The organism is Paenibacillus sp. NAIST15-1 (genome assembly GCF_001894745.1).
GTDB lineage: Bacteria > Bacillota > Bacilli > Paenibacillales > Paenibacillaceae > Paenibacillus_B > Paenibacillus_B suaedae.
Window position 1 is genome coordinate 18,019 of record NZ_BBYF01000026.1, and the last position, 15,746, is coordinate 33,764.

19 protein-coding genes are annotated in these 15,746 nt (G+C 46.5%); 9 read left to right on the plus strand and 10 right to left on the minus strand.

Annotated features, from left to right (window positions below; genetic code table 11):
- Positions 1-6: 6 nt before the first annotated feature.
- From PBN151_RS28835 to PBN151_RS32610, 3 genes are all read right to left on the minus strand, one after another.
- Positions 7-897: a LysR family transcriptional regulator gene (locus PBN151_RS28835; RefSeq protein ID WP_072732054.1), complete on the minus strand. Its 891-nt coding sequence runs from the start codon at positions 895-897 to the stop codon at positions 7-9.
- Between the two features lie 26 nt (positions 898-923).
- Positions 924-1,277 carry a DUF4260 domain-containing protein gene (locus PBN151_RS28840; protein WP_072732055.1) on the minus strand — a complete coding sequence of 118 codons (354 nt, stop codon included), beginning with the start codon at positions 1,275-1,277 and terminating at the stop codon, positions 924-926.
- A 273-nt stretch (positions 1,278-1,550) separates the two neighbouring features.
- Complete coding sequence (locus PBN151_RS32610) at positions 1,551-1,640, minus strand: putative holin-like toxin (protein ID WP_221888502.1); 90 nt, start codon at positions 1,638-1,640, stop codon at positions 1,551-1,553.
- 418 nt (positions 1,641-2,058) lie between these two features.
- On the opposite strand from PBN151_RS32610, the gene PBN151_RS28845 reads away from it, so the two are divergent.
- A complete protein-coding gene (locus PBN151_RS28845) occupies positions 2,059-3,111 on the plus strand; it encodes a YeiH family protein (RefSeq protein WP_072732100.1) in 1,053 nt (350 codons plus the stop codon).
- Between the two features lie 80 nt (positions 3,112-3,191).
- On the opposite strand, the gene PBN151_RS28850 is transcribed toward PBN151_RS28845, so the two are convergent.
- The gene (locus tag PBN151_RS28850; RefSeq protein ID WP_072732056.1) at positions 3,192-3,605 is read right to left on the minus strand and encodes a hypothetical protein; all 414 of its coding nucleotides are present in this window, start codon (positions 3,603-3,605) and stop codon (positions 3,192-3,194) included.
- A 157-nt stretch (positions 3,606-3,762) separates the two neighbouring features.
- Here PBN151_RS28850 and PBN151_RS28855 point away from each other — a divergent pair, with 157 nt between their 5' ends.
- Positions 3,763-4,428 (plus strand): TetR/AcrR family transcriptional regulator, encoded by a 666-nt coding sequence (locus PBN151_RS28855; protein ID WP_175560827.1) that lies wholly within the window; start codon positions 3,763-3,765, stop codon positions 4,426-4,428.
- Positions 4,429-4,517: 89 nt separating this feature from the next.
- Here PBN151_RS28855 and ald read toward each other — a convergent pair whose 3' ends face one another.
- From ald to PBN151_RS28875, 4 genes are all read right to left on the minus strand, one after another.
- Positions 4,518-5,648, minus strand: coding sequence for an alanine dehydrogenase (gene ald / locus PBN151_RS28860; RefSeq protein ID WP_072732057.1), 1,131 nt, complete (start codon positions 5,646-5,648; stop codon positions 4,518-4,520).
- 185 nt (positions 5,649-5,833) lie between these two features.
- On the minus strand, positions 5,834-7,123 hold the full coding sequence (locus PBN151_RS28865; RefSeq protein ID WP_072732058.1) for a PucR family transcriptional regulator: 1,290 nt from the start codon (positions 7,121-7,123) through the stop codon (positions 5,834-5,836).
- Positions 7,124-7,248: 125 nt separating this feature from the next.
- Positions 7,249-7,404, minus strand: a complete 156-nt coding sequence (locus tag PBN151_RS28870) for a hypothetical protein (RefSeq protein WP_227775185.1) — start codon at positions 7,402-7,404, stop codon at positions 7,249-7,251.
- Positions 7,405-7,436: 32 nt separating this feature from the next.
- On the minus strand, positions 7,437-7,745 hold the full coding sequence (locus PBN151_RS28875) for a hypothetical protein (protein ID WP_072732059.1): 309 nt from the start codon (positions 7,743-7,745) through the stop codon (positions 7,437-7,439).
- Between the two features lie 450 nt (positions 7,746-8,195).
- Here PBN151_RS28875 and PBN151_RS32185 point away from each other — a divergent pair, with 450 nt between their 5' ends.
- Positions 8,196-8,972 carry a hypothetical protein gene (locus PBN151_RS32185; protein ID WP_227775189.1) on the plus strand — a complete coding sequence of 259 codons (777 nt, stop codon included), beginning with the start codon at positions 8,196-8,198 and terminating at the stop codon, positions 8,970-8,972.
- A gap of 62 nt (positions 8,973-9,034) precedes the next feature.
- A complete protein-coding gene (locus PBN151_RS28890; protein ID WP_227775199.1) occupies positions 9,035-9,202 on the plus strand; it encodes a phage terminase small subunit-related protein in 168 nt (55 codons plus the stop codon).
- Here the strand turns inward: PBN151_RS28890 and PBN151_RS28895 are convergent.
- Positions 9,156-9,848 carry an ABC transporter ATP-binding protein gene (locus tag PBN151_RS28895; protein WP_072732061.1) on the minus strand — a complete coding sequence of 231 codons (693 nt, stop codon included), beginning with the start codon at positions 9,846-9,848 and terminating at the stop codon, positions 9,156-9,158. The genes PBN151_RS28890 and PBN151_RS28895 overlap by 47 nt on opposite strands.
- A gap of 74 nt (positions 9,849-9,922) precedes the next feature.
- Positions 9,923-11,638, minus strand: a complete 1,716-nt coding sequence (locus PBN151_RS28900; RefSeq protein ID WP_227775201.1) for an alkaline phosphatase — start codon at positions 11,636-11,638, stop codon at positions 9,923-9,925.
- A 371-nt stretch (positions 11,639-12,009) separates the two neighbouring features.
- On the opposite strand from PBN151_RS28900, the gene PBN151_RS28905 reads away from it, so the two are divergent.
- The 5 genes from PBN151_RS28905 (at position 12,010) to PBN151_RS28925 (ending at position 15,729) form a co-directional block, all read left to right on the plus strand.
- Positions 12,010-12,618: a hypothetical protein gene (locus PBN151_RS28905; protein WP_072732063.1), complete on the plus strand. Its 609-nt coding sequence runs from the start codon at positions 12,010-12,012 to the stop codon at positions 12,616-12,618.
- A gap of 17 nt (positions 12,619-12,635) precedes the next feature.
- On the plus strand, positions 12,636-13,292 hold the full coding sequence (locus PBN151_RS28910; RefSeq protein ID WP_072732064.1) for a hypothetical protein: 657 nt from the start codon (positions 12,636-12,638) through the stop codon (positions 13,290-13,292).
- A 5-nt stretch (positions 13,293-13,297) separates the two neighbouring features.
- On the plus strand, positions 13,298-13,858 hold the full coding sequence (locus PBN151_RS28915) for a hypothetical protein (RefSeq protein ID WP_072732065.1): 561 nt from the start codon (positions 13,298-13,300) through the stop codon (positions 13,856-13,858).
- Positions 13,859-13,884: 26 nt separating this feature from the next.
- Entirely contained in the window at positions 13,885-14,172 is a 288-nt protein-coding gene (locus PBN151_RS28920; RefSeq protein ID WP_072732066.1) for a hypothetical protein, read from the plus strand.
- A gap of 189 nt (positions 14,173-14,361) precedes the next feature.
- Positions 14,362-15,729, plus strand: a complete 1,368-nt coding sequence (locus PBN151_RS28925; RefSeq protein ID WP_227775191.1) for a stalk domain-containing protein — start codon at positions 14,362-14,364, stop codon at positions 15,727-15,729.
- Positions 15,730-15,746 lie beyond the last annotated feature (17 nt).

The following is a 15,746-nucleotide window of genomic DNA, read 5'->3' on the forward strand; positions in this document are numbered from 1 at the left end:
ATCGCATTACCGCATTTGGAAATGCCTTACCTGGTCGATGAACATCGTCATGGCCATCGTGGCAGAAGCGTTGTTGTCCTGAAGAATGTGGAACGCTCTCTTGACGCTCTTGCCCTTTACATGAACCAAGCGAAGATCACCATGCTCTTGCTCTTTGCGAATGACCCAATAAGAGAGCATTGCAATCCCGAGTCCGGCCATAACAGCTTCCTTGACACTTTGACTGCTGTTGAATACATAGGAACGCTTGATGTGCAGTTTCAGATCGCTCATGAATTGATCACTGTACGCCCTTGTACCCGAGCCTTGCTCACGCAGCACCCATACCTCGTCATGCAGCATGCGGGGCTCGATGGTAGGCATGGAAGCAAACGAATGGTTTGGCGGTACAACGAGCACCATCTCATCCTCCATGAACGGAGTGCCGAGCTGAAGATCTGTATATTCGATTTTGCCTTCTACGAGTCCGATGTCCAGTTCATTCGCGCGTACGGACAGTGCGATTTGCTCCGTATTGGCTACGGTTACTTGAACATCTACGCTCGGGTATTGGCGTGCGAATGAAGCCACGATGCGTGGCAATATATATTCTCCGATTGTGAAGCTGGCTCCGATGCGCAGCGATCCGGTCACCTCATCCCGCAGCAGCCCGATATCTTCGCGTGCTGCCTCATAGCGGGCGATCATCTCCTTCGCATGCTTATATAATATCTCTCCAGCTTCGGTCAACTTCACATGCTTAGGCGAGCGATGGATGAGCTGCACACCGAATTCCTGCTCCAAGTTGCGGATATGCTGGCTGACGCCAGGCTGTGAGAGATGGAGCAGTTCTGCGGCCCGCGAGAAATTACGCTGCTCCACGACCGTTACATATACCTTCATTGTATCTACGATCATTTGGCTAACGATCCTCCGTTAATTCTTTACTTATATAGTCGGTTAAAATGAGTATCTTTAAATGTTGTCGTGTACTTTAACCCAAATCCAAACATGCGATCCATTCCAATATGGGCTGTCCATATGATCCCCACTGCTAAGAGAGTCTGATTGGATAAGAGGATTCCACACATCATGGTTCCGAGCGTCACACAGTAGGTATGAAATACATTATAAATAATTGCCCCTGCTTTATTACTTAGTATATATCCGATCATGGATACATCAGGAACAAATAGCAGAACAAAAAACAACAGCCAGCTAAATTGATAATAGTCGTAAAAATAGATGCATCCTAATAATACGGACAACCCTTCTAAATGTAAGATTGCTTTGCTCATTTCCAGTTCATGATCCTCCACTCTTGATGTCGAAGTTATACGTTTACCTGATCATAGCCTGACAGCATAAGGTTGGGCAGAAGCAGTTCTTAAATGATAGGTGTTATATTTCAAGTTGCTAAGCTGCAGCAATCAGGTATAATATGTAATAACAGCGATACAATGAATAAAGGGATCGTGCTACCAACACGATCCCTGCACAACGGCCGCATGTAAGAACGGTCGGCTGCAAAGACGGACATGAAATAGACCGATACCTTGCTATGGGGCGGTCTATTTCCGTTTATTAAACGATAACAGCATCACGATAAGCGTACCAAAGCTAATCATTAGCGTTAGTGCTTCGAATACTGTCATGGGCATCACCTCCCGTCAGGGAGACTAGCCGACCGCCCTTCATGCCGAATCAGTTGTACTCATGTATCATACCATAATTTTCTACAGTCAGAATATATATTTGAACCTTCATTCGAACACAGTAGTCTAGACTACCCTTAATATGAGGCCATTCAAGCACCTCTAAGGACAAGTTCTTATATCGGATGATATAAAGAATGCCTTGGGGGTATTTTTGTATGTAACTTCAGTATGCCTGGCGAATGGTCAATGTCGGACGGCACATAGAGGCACCAAATTGCTCCTCATGTTATAGATAAATATACCGACAATAAGTTTTCCTTATGCTAGGGATTGCATATCCGTATTTCCCCTCACGAGCGAAGCCATATATAGTATTCATCGTAAGCATCAGGTTACACCTGCTTAGAGACGGGGGATGGATATGAATAACGGGGAAGTTCTTCTGGCCACCAAGCCGAAGCGAAATAAACAATATAGAGGATTTGCGCTCGGCATCGCGCTAACGCTCATTATTGCGGTTGCAGCGAAGCTGCTTGCGGGATTGCCTTTCCTTAGTATTATGGGACAGCTTGTGATCGCCATTCTGATCGGTATCGCGTGGCGTGCTACCATCGGGGTGCCGCAGGAGATTGTTGCAGGAACGAATTTTTCGAGTAAAAAGCTGCTCCGCCTCGGCATTATCTTGCTCGGGATGCGCTTAGACCTTATGGATATAGTACGTGCAGGCCCCAAAGTATTCATGATGGCGGTTATCGTCATTGTATTTACCTTGTCGGTCGTATATGGACTTACGAGATTGTTCAAGGTTGAGAAAAGGCTCGGTATATTGACGGCGTGCGGAACCGCGATTTGTGGTGCGGCGGCCGTGGTAGCGATAGCGCCGCAAATTAAAGCCAAGGACGAAGAAACGGCAATCGGTGCTGCGATGGTTGCGATATTGGGCACTATTTTTACATTAGCATATACGTTCTTGTTCCCGGTACTTGGCTTGTCGGATAACGGATATGGGATATTTGCCGGTGCGACACTGCATGAAATTGCCCATGTCATTGCAGCAGCAGATCCAGGGGGCAGCGCAGCGGTCGATATGGCGGTCATTGTTAAGCTTACGCGTGTAGCCTTGCTAGTTCCGGTCGCTATTCTGATCGGCATCTGGTCATCACGTGAGAGCCGCAAGGAAGCAGGAGCAGGTGCTCAGACGGAGAAAGCCAAAGTACCGATTCCATGGTTCATCCTTGGATTCCTGCTCGTCAGCGGGTTTAATTCACTAGGGATCGTTCCAGAACAGATTGCAGGATATATCGTCATTGCGGCCTACATGCTGATTGCCATGGCGATGGCGGGGCTCGGCTTGAATGTCGATCTTGTCTCATTCCGCAGACTTGGGATGAAGTCGTTCGCGGCGGGATTCATTGGCTCGGTTTTGTTGTCATTGCTCGGGTTCGGTCTCGTTCACTGGTTCGGTCTTGCTTAATATGGCATGTGACATCATAAAAGGTCGGCTTTCCGTGAGATCGGGGAGTCGACCTTTTTGTACTGTATCATTGAGGGTGTCTATTTTTGAGCCATATGAAAAAAATCTGCCTTCATTAATGTGAAAATGCCGCCTAATCCTCCAATAATAAGCACTTCAATAACGCCCATCGCATGTATTGTTTTATTTCCATCAACAACGGAGAACAACGCAATGAGATGATTCAAGCCTAATACGAAACACAACACGGTAGAGAAGAATGCAAGGATTGAGGCATAGGCATCATTCTTTTTCAAAAAGGCGACCAGAATGGAGGACATAATTCCGACATTCCACAGCGCAATTTCTCTCTGCCAGCCATTGCTTTGGCTCCATATCGAATAGTTTGCGGCCAAGTTCGGCATGAAGAATTGCCATATAAACGCACCGGAAGTTGCAATTAACATCAATCCTAAATAACCATAAACATATTTGCTGTTTGCTTTTGTGAGCACGTCATCTACTCCTTTTAAAAACCTGAAATATATTTCATATTTAATATACAAGAACTGCTAATTGTTTGTAAACAAAATCTGAAGTTTATTTCACATTTTATTGGTTGTAAAATAGATTAGAAGTATAATGGAGGCAGTGAGTAAAGGATGGTGGAGGATGACACGCGTGGAGGAGCAGGAACAATCAGAACGAATGGATCGAAGAGAACCGAAGCAGAAACGTTCAATCGAGAAGAAGAATAAAATCATTCAAGCAGGGTATGAGCTGTTTAGTCAAAAGGGGTACCACAAGACAAATACCGCTGAGATCGCGAAATTAGCCGGAGTATCTACGGGGATTGTTTACAATTATTTTGTGGACAAAAAGGACATTTTTATGGAAGTGCTGAGCTCCTATACCCATGAGCTCGCTGCAGGTTTACAGAATGAACTCACTCGGCTTAAGGATAAGAATGATCTAATGGATATCGTCTATGGGATTTTAGAGGTATGCGTGAAATCTCACTCGGTTGACTTAGCAACGCATGAAGAGTTCCTTGCCATATCTCATATGGATGAAGAGGTAAGGGACTTCTATGAATGCTTCGAGAATGAGATGATTGTATTGATAGATGATTTTTTACGCAGCAGGGGAATAGCCATTGAGCACTCACATGAAAAAATGAAAATTGCATACAGCCTGATTGAATCCGTTAGTCATGCTATCGTGAGGGAGCAATACGAGAAGCGCGCAAGAATGAATTGTGATGTGATGAAGCGGGAAGCAGTTCGTATGATCGTCTATATGCTATCGAATGAAACAGCAATAGACGCTCATCGCTGAGCGCCTATGTTATGGCGTATTGCTGCACATGCTTCACTTGATTGTATTTGAATTGTGTATGAGGGTACTCGATAGTATAACATTCATACTTAGATAAGACTTGCATTATGGAGCGCCTCTTCGACAGGCACGTACGGAAGTGCGAGGTCGCGGGCTACCGCTTCGTATGTGATCGCACCGCCTGCAGTATTGACGCCGCGCATGAGCGGCTGGCTGTTCTGCAATGCTCTGCCAAGTCCGAGGTTCGCAATGCTTAATGCGTAAGGGACGGTAACATTCGTGAGCGCCATCGTTGATGTGCGCGGAACAGCACCTGGCATATTCGCTACAGCATAATGAACGACACCGTGCTTGACGTATATCGGATCGTCGTGAGTGGTAATGCGATCAACCGTTTCGAAAATACCACCCTGATCGATGGCGACATCGATGACAACAGAACCAGGCTGCATGGAACGAATCATCGCTTCCGTTACGAGCTTCGGCGCTTTAGCGCCCGGTATAAGAACTGCACCGATGACCAAGTCGGATTCGGCTACCGCTTCGGCAATATTGAGTGGGTTCGACATTAAGGTATTCACACTCGAGCCGAATAGATCATCCAGCTGGCGCAGGCGATCTGCGTTCATATCGATAATAGTAACATCTGCTCCAAGACCTACTGCGATCTTGGCAGCGTTCGTTCCGACAACACCGCCGCCAATAACCGTAACCTTGCCGCGTCGTACGCCAGGTACTCCGCCAAGAAGGATTCCGATGCCGCCATGCGGCTTCTCGAGGAATTGTGCCCCAATTTGGGCTGACATGCGGCCTGCCACTTCACTCATTGGTGTGAGCAGAGGCAGCGTGCGATTGACTTCAACCGTCTCATAGGCGATTGCAGTAACTTTATGCTCGATTAATGCGCGAGCCAGTTCAGGCTCAGCTGCCAGATGCAAATACGTGAATAAGATAAGCCCCGGGCGGAAGTAACCGTACTCGGATGATAAGGGCTCCTTCACCTTCATAATCATATCGGCCTGTGCCCATACCTCAGCAGCACTAGGAATGATAGTGGCACCTGCTTGTTCATATGAGGCATTGTCGAAACCGCTTCCAATTCCAGCGTCATGTTCAATGATGACACGGTGGCCGGCTTTATGGAATGCTGCAACACCCGCAGGGGTGAGCGCAACGCGATTTTCATTATTTTTGATCTCCATGGGAACTCCGATAATCATTGCTTATCCTCCTCAAATATCCTGAACCTGTTTGGTTATCCAATTAAAGTATAAATCGTAGCTCTCGCCAGCGCTTTGTCGTCAGCTCCAAAAAAAATACCCTGTCCTTGTGTAATTCCCACAAAGCCAGGGACAATTGCGTATCGGGTAATCGATCGCAGGGAAGGTTGGCAACGGATGGCGTGTTACGTAGATTCGTTGTCCTTGTTTATCGTTGCCAATCGATGCAATTTTAATTCCAAAAATAGTGACATCTTCTCATCCATGCTGTCGACATCGACACCGCCGACTTCTGCAATGCGCTTTAATCGATACATGAGGGTGTTCGTGTGAATATGCAAGGCTTCCGCTGTCTTCTTCACATTGCAGTCATAACGAAGAAATTGTTCAATGGTATGTACGAGTCCGCTTGCATGCTCAGCATCATACATGCGCAGCTTCTCTAAGCCTATATGTTGAAAAGTCTGCTGTGATCCTCGTGCGGCAGAAAGTGCAGTATGGTGTTCGATCAATAAGGGCAAATGACGGTAATAACCGAGCTCGCCATAGCTATGTACAGAATCTAATTCATCGGGGAATGCTTTTTTTAGATTGAGCGTTGTCATGGCTTCCTCATAGCACCGTGATACGAGCAGGAACGAGGAGGATAGAGTGCTTGCTCCGCTACGAACTGGTGAGGCGCCGAATCGCTGCTTCATATGCAGTATAAGCTGTTGACACGGTTCCTTGTACAGATTGGCAGAGCTATTTACATGTGATGACAGCACGGGCGCAGACATCATAATAAGCCGATCATGATCAATGACATGAAGCAGCATGCGCATATGCTGGGTTGTTTTGAGCGTGTAATGAATGTGACGATATAACTTCTCTTGGATAGGTGTGCTGAACTGTATCATCCATATGAAATATTCAGGAGGGAACGAAATGCCGAGTCGTGCCGCATGCTCCCGAATGGCTTGCTCTGAGGTGTGGTGTCCGGTTAAGAGCTGCCAGAAGAAATCATGCTTATGCTGATCCTGGCGTCTGCTGTGCAGCTGATGCTGCATTAACTTGGCCTTGGCAGCCTGAGCAGCTTGTGACAATGTCTGGAGAGCTGTTTCTGGCAGCGATTGTTCACTGTCGAGCACCCATATATAGCCGATAATGTCCTGTTGATGACGGATGGCAACCGCCAAGCGATTGCCGAGGCCAACCTCGTCGATATGTTGGATACGTATCGGTTCTAGACTGGACATGAGCCGCTGCATCGTGCCGTCTCTCCATAATGCGCTGATGACTTGCTCAGGGACGCGCCGTCCGATAATCGTTGCGATCCGCGCAGGATCCGTGCCGGGGTGATGCGTGCTGTAGGCAAGCAGCTTATGTCCGGCATCTTCAATTGTGACAGGGCAATGAAGCAGATCACTGACCAAATCCGCAACTGCTTCTAAGCTGTCAAAATGCTGTTCGAACAGCTGGTTCATTTCATTCATGCACATGGCTCCTCAACAGTAGGAAGATCATGACTATTTTAGCATGAAATCCATCTGGCCGACTACATCGGACAAGGTCGAATGACCTACTATTTGCATGGGGGCAGCTGTCCAAGTACGTTTAATTATTCTTTGATTTCTTTGAAAGAGGCATCGTATAACCGGAACATTGTCTTGTAGCCGGACTCATCGATCTTAATGCCAACATCCAGTGTACCCGTCAGCTCCAATGCACCGGACGTATATCGAAGCTTGGTGTCGGAAGGAACGAATACCATCATGATTTATTTTGTTCCAGTACGTTTCGTCGCCATTATCGAAGGGACATTCTGCACCTGGTGCCGGATTCCTTCAGCACATCATGCAGAACATGATGAGGGATGTTCTCAGCAGGAGAACCGACTCGATAGTAGGTATTCAGCACAAGCTGCGTAGAGCCTCCTTTGGAACCGAGTGATAATTCGAAGGGCCCATAGCCCTTCTCAGCCCCGTGCTCGATTCCCGAACGAACCTGAAGGAGTACGAGCAGAAGCGCGATGGTAATCGCAATCGATACAATGGTAAGGAGGGAGAGCGTCTTCCGATGCATCATGTTGCGCCACAGTAGTTGGAACACGCTCATGTTGCTGCTCCCTCCATAAGCTGCATGCTGTTCATACTGCTGGTGTTAGTCTGAATACGGCCATGAAGAATGCGCACGCTGCTAAAATGATTAAAAAATGTAAGCGGATCAAGGCAGAAGTAAGTCAGCTTCACCCTATGGAAAGACTCGTCAAGGAAAACAGATACATGCGTGGATACGTCAAGGACTTTCAGGTACACACCTTTGTTTTTGACCCGCCAATTTCAGAAAAAACATATAGGAAACTACGTTGGAATGCGGTCAGAAGAGTTGCAGTGGCATTAAATATAATAGTCTACAAATGATTTTTTTTTTAAGTCGGTTAATTGCCGACTTTATTTTTTTTATAGAAGTATTTGTAATTATTTAAATAATAAGTAAACATATGTTTAGACATTCATCTTTTTTCATTGTATTCTCGTAGCAGTTGATATTAAGGAGAGATATGAAGTGAAAAAACATCTAACAGTTTTATTGGTATTGGTCTTGTTAGTAGTATTCCCAATCTCGGCATTTGCGAGCAGTAAAGTCGACACTATGGAAGGTTTAATGCCGCCTAAAGGTACGACGGTAGTAGATAGTAATAACCTTGATAATAATACAGCTATGAGTGTGATTGATGGTGATTTAACTACTCAATGGGGCCCCACATCCGACTTCTTTTCTGGAAGTTTAGAAATCACGTTTCCTCAAACACTACATTTGAGTTCTGTACAAATCGCAGGAAAAGCGAGCCCAATGGATAATGTAACATATCAAATATTTGCTTATAAAAATGGAACATGGGAAGCAATAAGCAAGAAAGAAGTAAGATTTGTAAGTGACGAAGCCTCTGAACCTATCAGCGTAACCCCAGGCAATTATGAGAAAATAAAAATTACTGTTGATGGTGAACGTTCTTGGGTGTGTATTAAAGAAATTACGTTTGGATACGAACTAAATGAAGGACCTGATCCAGAAAAACCAACAGATCCAGAGCAGACCAAAGGAAACAGAGCATTATTAGTAGTTACTATGACAACTGGTTTGGAGAAAGAGTTTGATTTAAGCATGGATGAGGTTAATGCCTTCATCACATGGTACGAAAATAAGCAGGGTGGCTCAGGAACAGCTTCCTATGCAATCAACAAGCACAACAATAATAAAGGGCCATTCAGCGCCCGTAAAGACTACGTTATCTTCGATAAGATTTTAACGTTTGAAGTGAATGAGTATACGACCAAATAAACTCAATGCCGCTCCTATGGGGCGGTTTTTTCATTTCAGCCAAACTTGGCAACGGCGGAGAAATGAAATTGAAGGATGTTGCCGCTGAACTGGGCCTAACAGAATCCCAGGTACGTAAGTTGGAAAGCCTAGACCGATGGGATGACGATTTAAAAGGCAACACTCCCTTTGACAATAGTAACGTTAGCTATAAAGGTAAGCCCAAAAAGGATGTACAGCAAGTCGATTAATGGCGGAGATATGAAGCTGCATCGGGTACTGTGAAGCCAAGTGCTGGTCATGGGTGACTGTCAGCAAGGTTGAACCTTCTTCCTGCGCCAGTTGGAGCAGGAGATTCATCGTAAGCTGTGCCGTATCGTAATCAAGACTTCCGGTTGGCTCATCCGCTAGGAGAAGGGAGGGGCGATTAATCAGGGCACGAATGATCGCAACCCGCTGCTGTTGACCTCTCGACAGTTGCCCTGGAAGATGATTCATACGATCCTGCAAGCCGACCCGCTCGAACCATTGCAGAATATGCGAATGCCGTGCCCGTCCATGCAAGCTGCCATCGTAGACCAGCTCAATATTTTGCTTCGCAGAAAGGGAGGAGATGAGATGGAAGTCCTGAAAAATAATGCCCACATGCTTCGCGCGAAAGTGGTCGCGTTCCAGCTCTGTCATCTGGTGCAGAGGTTCATTGCCGACCTTACAGGTTCCTTCATCTGGAGCGAGTACGCCGCACAGCAGGTATAACAAAGTGCTCTTGCCGCTGCCGCTAGGGCCAAGCAGCGCAATTCGATCTCCTTGTGCAACATGCCAATGTGGAATATCGAGAATGGGAAGAAGCTGCTGTTGATTTCGATAGGACTTGCGTACCTGATGAAGCTGTATCATAGAATCACCTCATTTAGTAAGGAAAGGGCAGGATGACACTGTCACCCCACCCGTTCTCATTTGAATCTATTTGTTCATTTCAAAATAACGCGCTCAGACAAGGAATCCCACTTCAATGCTTTGCCAGTCAGCTTGCTGAATGCGTCAAGATCCACGTAGAGGACATTGCGATCCAATTCTGCAGGAATCGAAACCGTTTTGCCGTTCAATGTAACGGAAGATCCGTCTTTAACCTTCAATGTCGCCTTGTCTTTCGTAAATGTAGTCGTTTTCGATGCGCTATCATTCGTTACTTTAATTTGCAATGCTTGTGCCAGCTTCAGGGCAGGGAAGAGAACCTTGCCATCACGGCTTACCTTGAATTTCGGATACAAGTGCTTGCTTTGCAGCTCGGCAGTTGCTTTCTTCAGATCCAAGCCTTGCACTTTCGCGATGCTTGTCGCAATTGCTGTGTTATCAATTTGACCTTTTACATATTCCGTAATTGGACCATACGCCCATACGCCTACATCTACCGCAGAGTGGCCGTGTCCAGACCAACCTACCAAGTAGCGCTTCGCCATCACTTGGTTGAATGCGCCTTCTTGCTTATAGGAAGAACCGTCGCCTTGCATGATGTATTGAGCTTCTTCATCGGTGATATCTGTGAAGCCTGTATGCTTCTTGATTAACGCCTTCACTTCGTCAGTGGATGCAGCTTTTGCAAGCTGTGGCCCAAGCAGCTCAGAGGAGATTTTTTGCTTGTCCCACGTATCTACATTCAGTTCATAGATGTTGTCACGGGACAGGGAGAAGCCGCCTGTCTCATGATCGGCTGTAATTACGATGGAAGTGTTGCCGTCTTTCTTCGCGAAATCAAGAGCAACTTTCACTGCTGCATCGAAATCAAGCGTCTCTTGAATCATAGCGCTCAGGTCATTTGCGTGGCCTGCATGGTCGATACGTCCGCCCTCAATCATCATCGTGAAGCCTTTCGGATTCGTAGAGAGAGACTTGATTGCTGCAGACGTCATGTCTGCAAGGCTTGGAGTCTCAGGCTTGCGATCAAGCACGTAGTCCACATGGGAATCATGGAAGAGGCCAAGAACCTTGCCGTTTTTCGAAGTTAACGATTGCAGGCCCTTTTTGTCGTAAACGACTTTATAGCCTTTTTTCTCGAAATCAGGAATGATTGTCTTGTCTTCGCGCTTGCCTTTCTCCTGCTTGCTCACGAATTGACGCTTGCCGCCTCCGAGCAGAACATCAACTGCGCCTGACTCTAAATATTGGGATGCGATAGCATTTTCATTGTCGCGATTGCGAACATGGGATGCATATACCGCAGGCGTTGCATGTGTAATACGAGCTGTCGTTACAAGACCAGTTGACTTGCCAACAGCCTTGGAAGCTTCGATTACGGAAGCGAATGGCTTCGAGATATCTTCATTCGATACGCTGATTGCAGCGTTGTACGTTTTGTTGCCTGTTGCAAATGCAGTTCCCGCAGATGCAGAATCTGTTACTTCACCGGATACGATCGTATCTCCGTCTTCGCCCTTGTCAGCGAAGGTTGTTGCTTGGCCCACATACAGGCTGTCCATATATAAGGATGGACGCTTCAGCTTGTTCTTGGAGTAGATTCGTGCGGCAGATACTTGAGCAGGACCCATGCCGTCACCGATAAGGACGATGAGATTTTTCGAAGTGGGCTGTAGTTTCGCTGCGCTCTTAGCGAGTACTGCATCGGATTGCATAGCTCCGAATGGCAGCATGAGAAGTGCCAGCGTCGTCACCAGCGACTTGCGTAACATTTTATTCAACCGAAATCCCTCCAACCAAGTATGTAATTTACATGTTTATTGTAGTCAAGGATTGTTAGCGATTGTGTAAATAAATGTAATTGGAAAATTAAATAGTCTTGTATATTTTGTAAATCACCCTCATTGCGATCTTTGATACCCCTATGTCCGGCCTGAATAGCAGTAGGTTATAAGATTCGGTTTTATGAGTAGATTTAGCAAATGAAATGTCGCATGTGTCGGTATGGGCAGCTAGTTGTGAGTAATCGAATAGAAATGGGACGTAAGACCTGTAATGATAATCAGGTAGTCCATTGATTGTTCATCGTATAATACCTATACTTGGTAATGATTTGGTAAAAAAGCGGAAGGAGAACGACATCATGGAGCGCTTTATAGATCCCCTTGGCCTTCCTTTTGGATTTTATGCGATATTGCGTCGGAATGAGCAGGTTGCCGTGAAGTGCCCGAAATGCGCTGGTTTGGCCTACATCTCTCAAGGGGAGCAGGGAGTCGTAGTGAACTGCACGGCATGCTTCCATCAAGAGAAGGAACCGGAAGCTTATCGGTACACAGCTAGTGGAATGTGCACGGTGTGCGAGAGATGGTTCAATGAAGAGGTTACCGATCACAAGCAGCAGTCCCATAAGGCAGTGCATATCGCATGCCCGCATTGCTCAGCTGTGAATCAAGTGCCTATACGTAAGATTGCGGCCTATTCAGGCTGCTGCTTGGATTTTCGAAATGAACGGGACCCGATCTTTCAATTGGAGCTGTACTATTTGGATTATTTCCGTGGGAAGCCTGTATGGGCAGCCAATAGAGAGCATTTGAATTATTTGATCAGCTACATATCGGCAGAACTGCGTGAGAAGCCAGCTGCTGTCATCAAGCGCACGGCTTCACACTCGCTGCCCAAATATATGAAAGAAGCGAAGAACCGAGAAGCTATCGTGAAGCTGCTTCATAAGCTGCAGCGTATAGATATGTAATTGGATAAGGAGGCATCATGAGCAAACTCAAGCTTAAATTGGTCATTGCGCTAGTCATTATTGTTATTCTGAGCATTCCTGCTTACTTTATTGGCCGTACATTTGGTGTGTTCCAAGGCGAGGTCGTCTTAAGCAAGTATGCGTTAGCGATTGAGAAGGACGGCAAAAGGTATAATGCATGGCCTCTTCTTAACTATAATTCCGCAATGGATAAGAAGGGAGAAGAGCGGCAGTTCTATTATCGGGTAGATACGGGAGACTTGGATGAATTGTTTATGCTGGCGTATGACCAATATGAGGTGAAGTCCTCTGAGGAGAATCCCTTTTTAGACGGCAAAATTCAGTATGATAACGAGCGTGTACATGGATATATCAAAACAGTTCCGAAGTTTGAAAATGCTAATGACTACACGAATATGTATGAATTTTTCGATGACAAAGGAAATCATGTATATACCTATGATCCGTCCGCTCCCATGGATACGGATTATGTGAAGGATATTATTCATGCTGGCATGTCGCGGACATCGGCAGGTGGGGGAACTACGGAGGCCGTCGATCGTTACATGAACGTGACGAAGCTGTTCAAGGATAAATTAGATATTACGTTAAAGCTGAAAGTTGACGATGATAATCGTATTGTAACGATCGTGATGACACGAGACAGGACGTGAGGATATTGGCGAATCAGAGTGAATGCAGACAAGGACCTGCTTATTTGGACGGGATTGCAATACCAGAGAAGCCTGCGGTATGGCACGAGGTAGAATGGACAGGAAGGCTGGCTATTGATGGTGGAGCGAAGAAGTTCCATATTTTCTATTATGGGGAGCTTATCGATGATCTGATCGCGTCGACGGACTTTGCACCACCGCTCATTCTTGCTGAAGATCCAGCAACAGGGAAGCGCTATGTGGTGTTCGATGGATGCAAGCATGGATATGATGCGATGCTGTGCGATACGTACACTGCGGAGCAGCATAATGAACGGAAGCCGCTGCTTCCTTATGTAGATGGGGACGGAGAGGATGTATTCGAAGTATTCGTAACCGTCTATTACAATGTCGATTGGGACGAGGAATTCGAAGAAGAAGTGGATGAGGACGGGAAGCTGGAGCTGATTAACGGGGAGAAATGCGACTTCGACGAGGCGAAGCGCAATGGATACGACGCGATCAGTATCACAATCGTGAACTCGCGCGGACGCAAGACGGAAATTGCTCAAGAAGAGCTGGCCTAGCCAGGATAAGTAGAGAGTAGCGGCCTATGAAAAAATCAACGGTTTGTGTACTGCTGGCGTTCCTTTTCGCAGTGGGAGTACTGTTCGGTGGGGGAAGTTATTATTTGCTGCTGCAGCCCTCCGTTCAGGATATGTTTTTGACTCGACCGTTTATGATCGTGTTGTTTATCGGTAGCGTTATCGGAATCGTGGCCTTGGTCGGGAGCATGGTGAAAAGGCTTTTAGGTTCGGAGTTGTTTATGTTGTTTTTAATCGGGATTGTGCTCGGATTCGCAGGGATCTGGATTTGGGTGATGACGGGCATGTTGACGTAATTCGCTAGGATGAACCATGGTCTAGTACATGTATATATGTGGGTACGAACAAATGGGTTAGTAAAAAATGGAGATAACCTTCTGTGCAACCTTTCGATCGAGTGTCCCGTCTGAGTGTGTGAATCAGCTGAGATATCATTGCGCAATGCGTCACCACACAACGAACCATTCGAGAGGAAGTAGACACCTATGAAGAAGACAACCATTGCAACTACCGTAGCATTAGCTCTTGGATTGATGGGTGCACAAGCGTATGCAGCCCCGGCGACACAACCAGTCGACACGAAGGCTGTTGCAACGAGCATGGAAGTGAAAGACTTGGGCACGAATTTCTACGACAAATATGTGAAGCAGTTCGTATATAACGAGAAGGGCGACATCGTAGGTACAACACGTGGTGCTTCTCTGGATAAAAAATGGGTACATAACGTCAGCGCTCAAACATCGGTAACCATTAACGGTAAAAAGGTATCCAGCCAAGTGAAGGTGGACGGCAACCATATTCTCGTACCAATCCGTACGGTAACAGAAGGACTGGGCTACAAGCTGGATTGGAATAACAAAGACAAATCGATCACTGCAGTTAAGGGAGACAAGAAGGTTACGGCCGTGTTGAGCAAGGATGAGTATGGGCAAGCGAAGGATGTTCTTCAACTTGGAAAAGCAGCATTGCTCAAGGAAAAGCAAATCTATGTTCCACTGCAATTTGTAACGGATGTGCTGCATGCAGGTGTGACGATGGACGCCAATGGGCATATTGATATCCTTCAAATTGACCAAACTCCGCAGGATTCCTTCGGCGGCATGCATTGGGTGCTCGTCGTAAATGGCGAAGGACTTGGCGTAGATAAGAAGGATATATACACGACCGAACACAACGTCATGGTACCTGTTGAAGAAATCGGCAAAGCACTCGGTTACAAAGTCGAGAAGAACGAGAAGACTGGCGCTTTCGAGTTCACACGCGCTGCTAAGTGGATTGCGCTGAAGGAAGGCGACACGAAGGCATCTGTAGGCAAAATGCTCGTCGAATTGAAGGAAGCTGCAGCAGTGAAAAACGGCAAGCTGTACATGCCAGTTGACTCCCTTGGCGACGTCTTCGGTGTGAAGTTCGGCATCGACCCGACTGGCGTAATCGGTATTGGTGAAGGAGCAGAAGGAAAAGAAGATCCAAACCAAATTCCACAGGATTCCTTCGGCGGCATGCACTGGGTGCTTGTCGTAAACGGTGAAGGCCTCGGCGAGATATCGAAAGAAGTATTCACGACTGAACACAATGTCATGGTGCCAATCGAACAGATCGGCAAGGCGTTGGGCTACAAAGTAGAGAAGAACGAGAAGACTGGCGCATACGAGTTCATGCGCGGGGCGAGATGGATTACGCTGAAGGAAGGCGACAAGAAAGCCTCTGTTGCTAAAATGTTCGTCGAGCTGAAGGAAGCACCAGTGGTGAAGAACGGCAAGCTCTTCATGCCGCTCGACTCCATGCAAGATGTCTTCGGCGCCGAGTTCGGCGTAGACCCAACAGGCGTTGTTGGAATTAGCGATAAAGAGTAAGAAGTGGGTTGAACTGA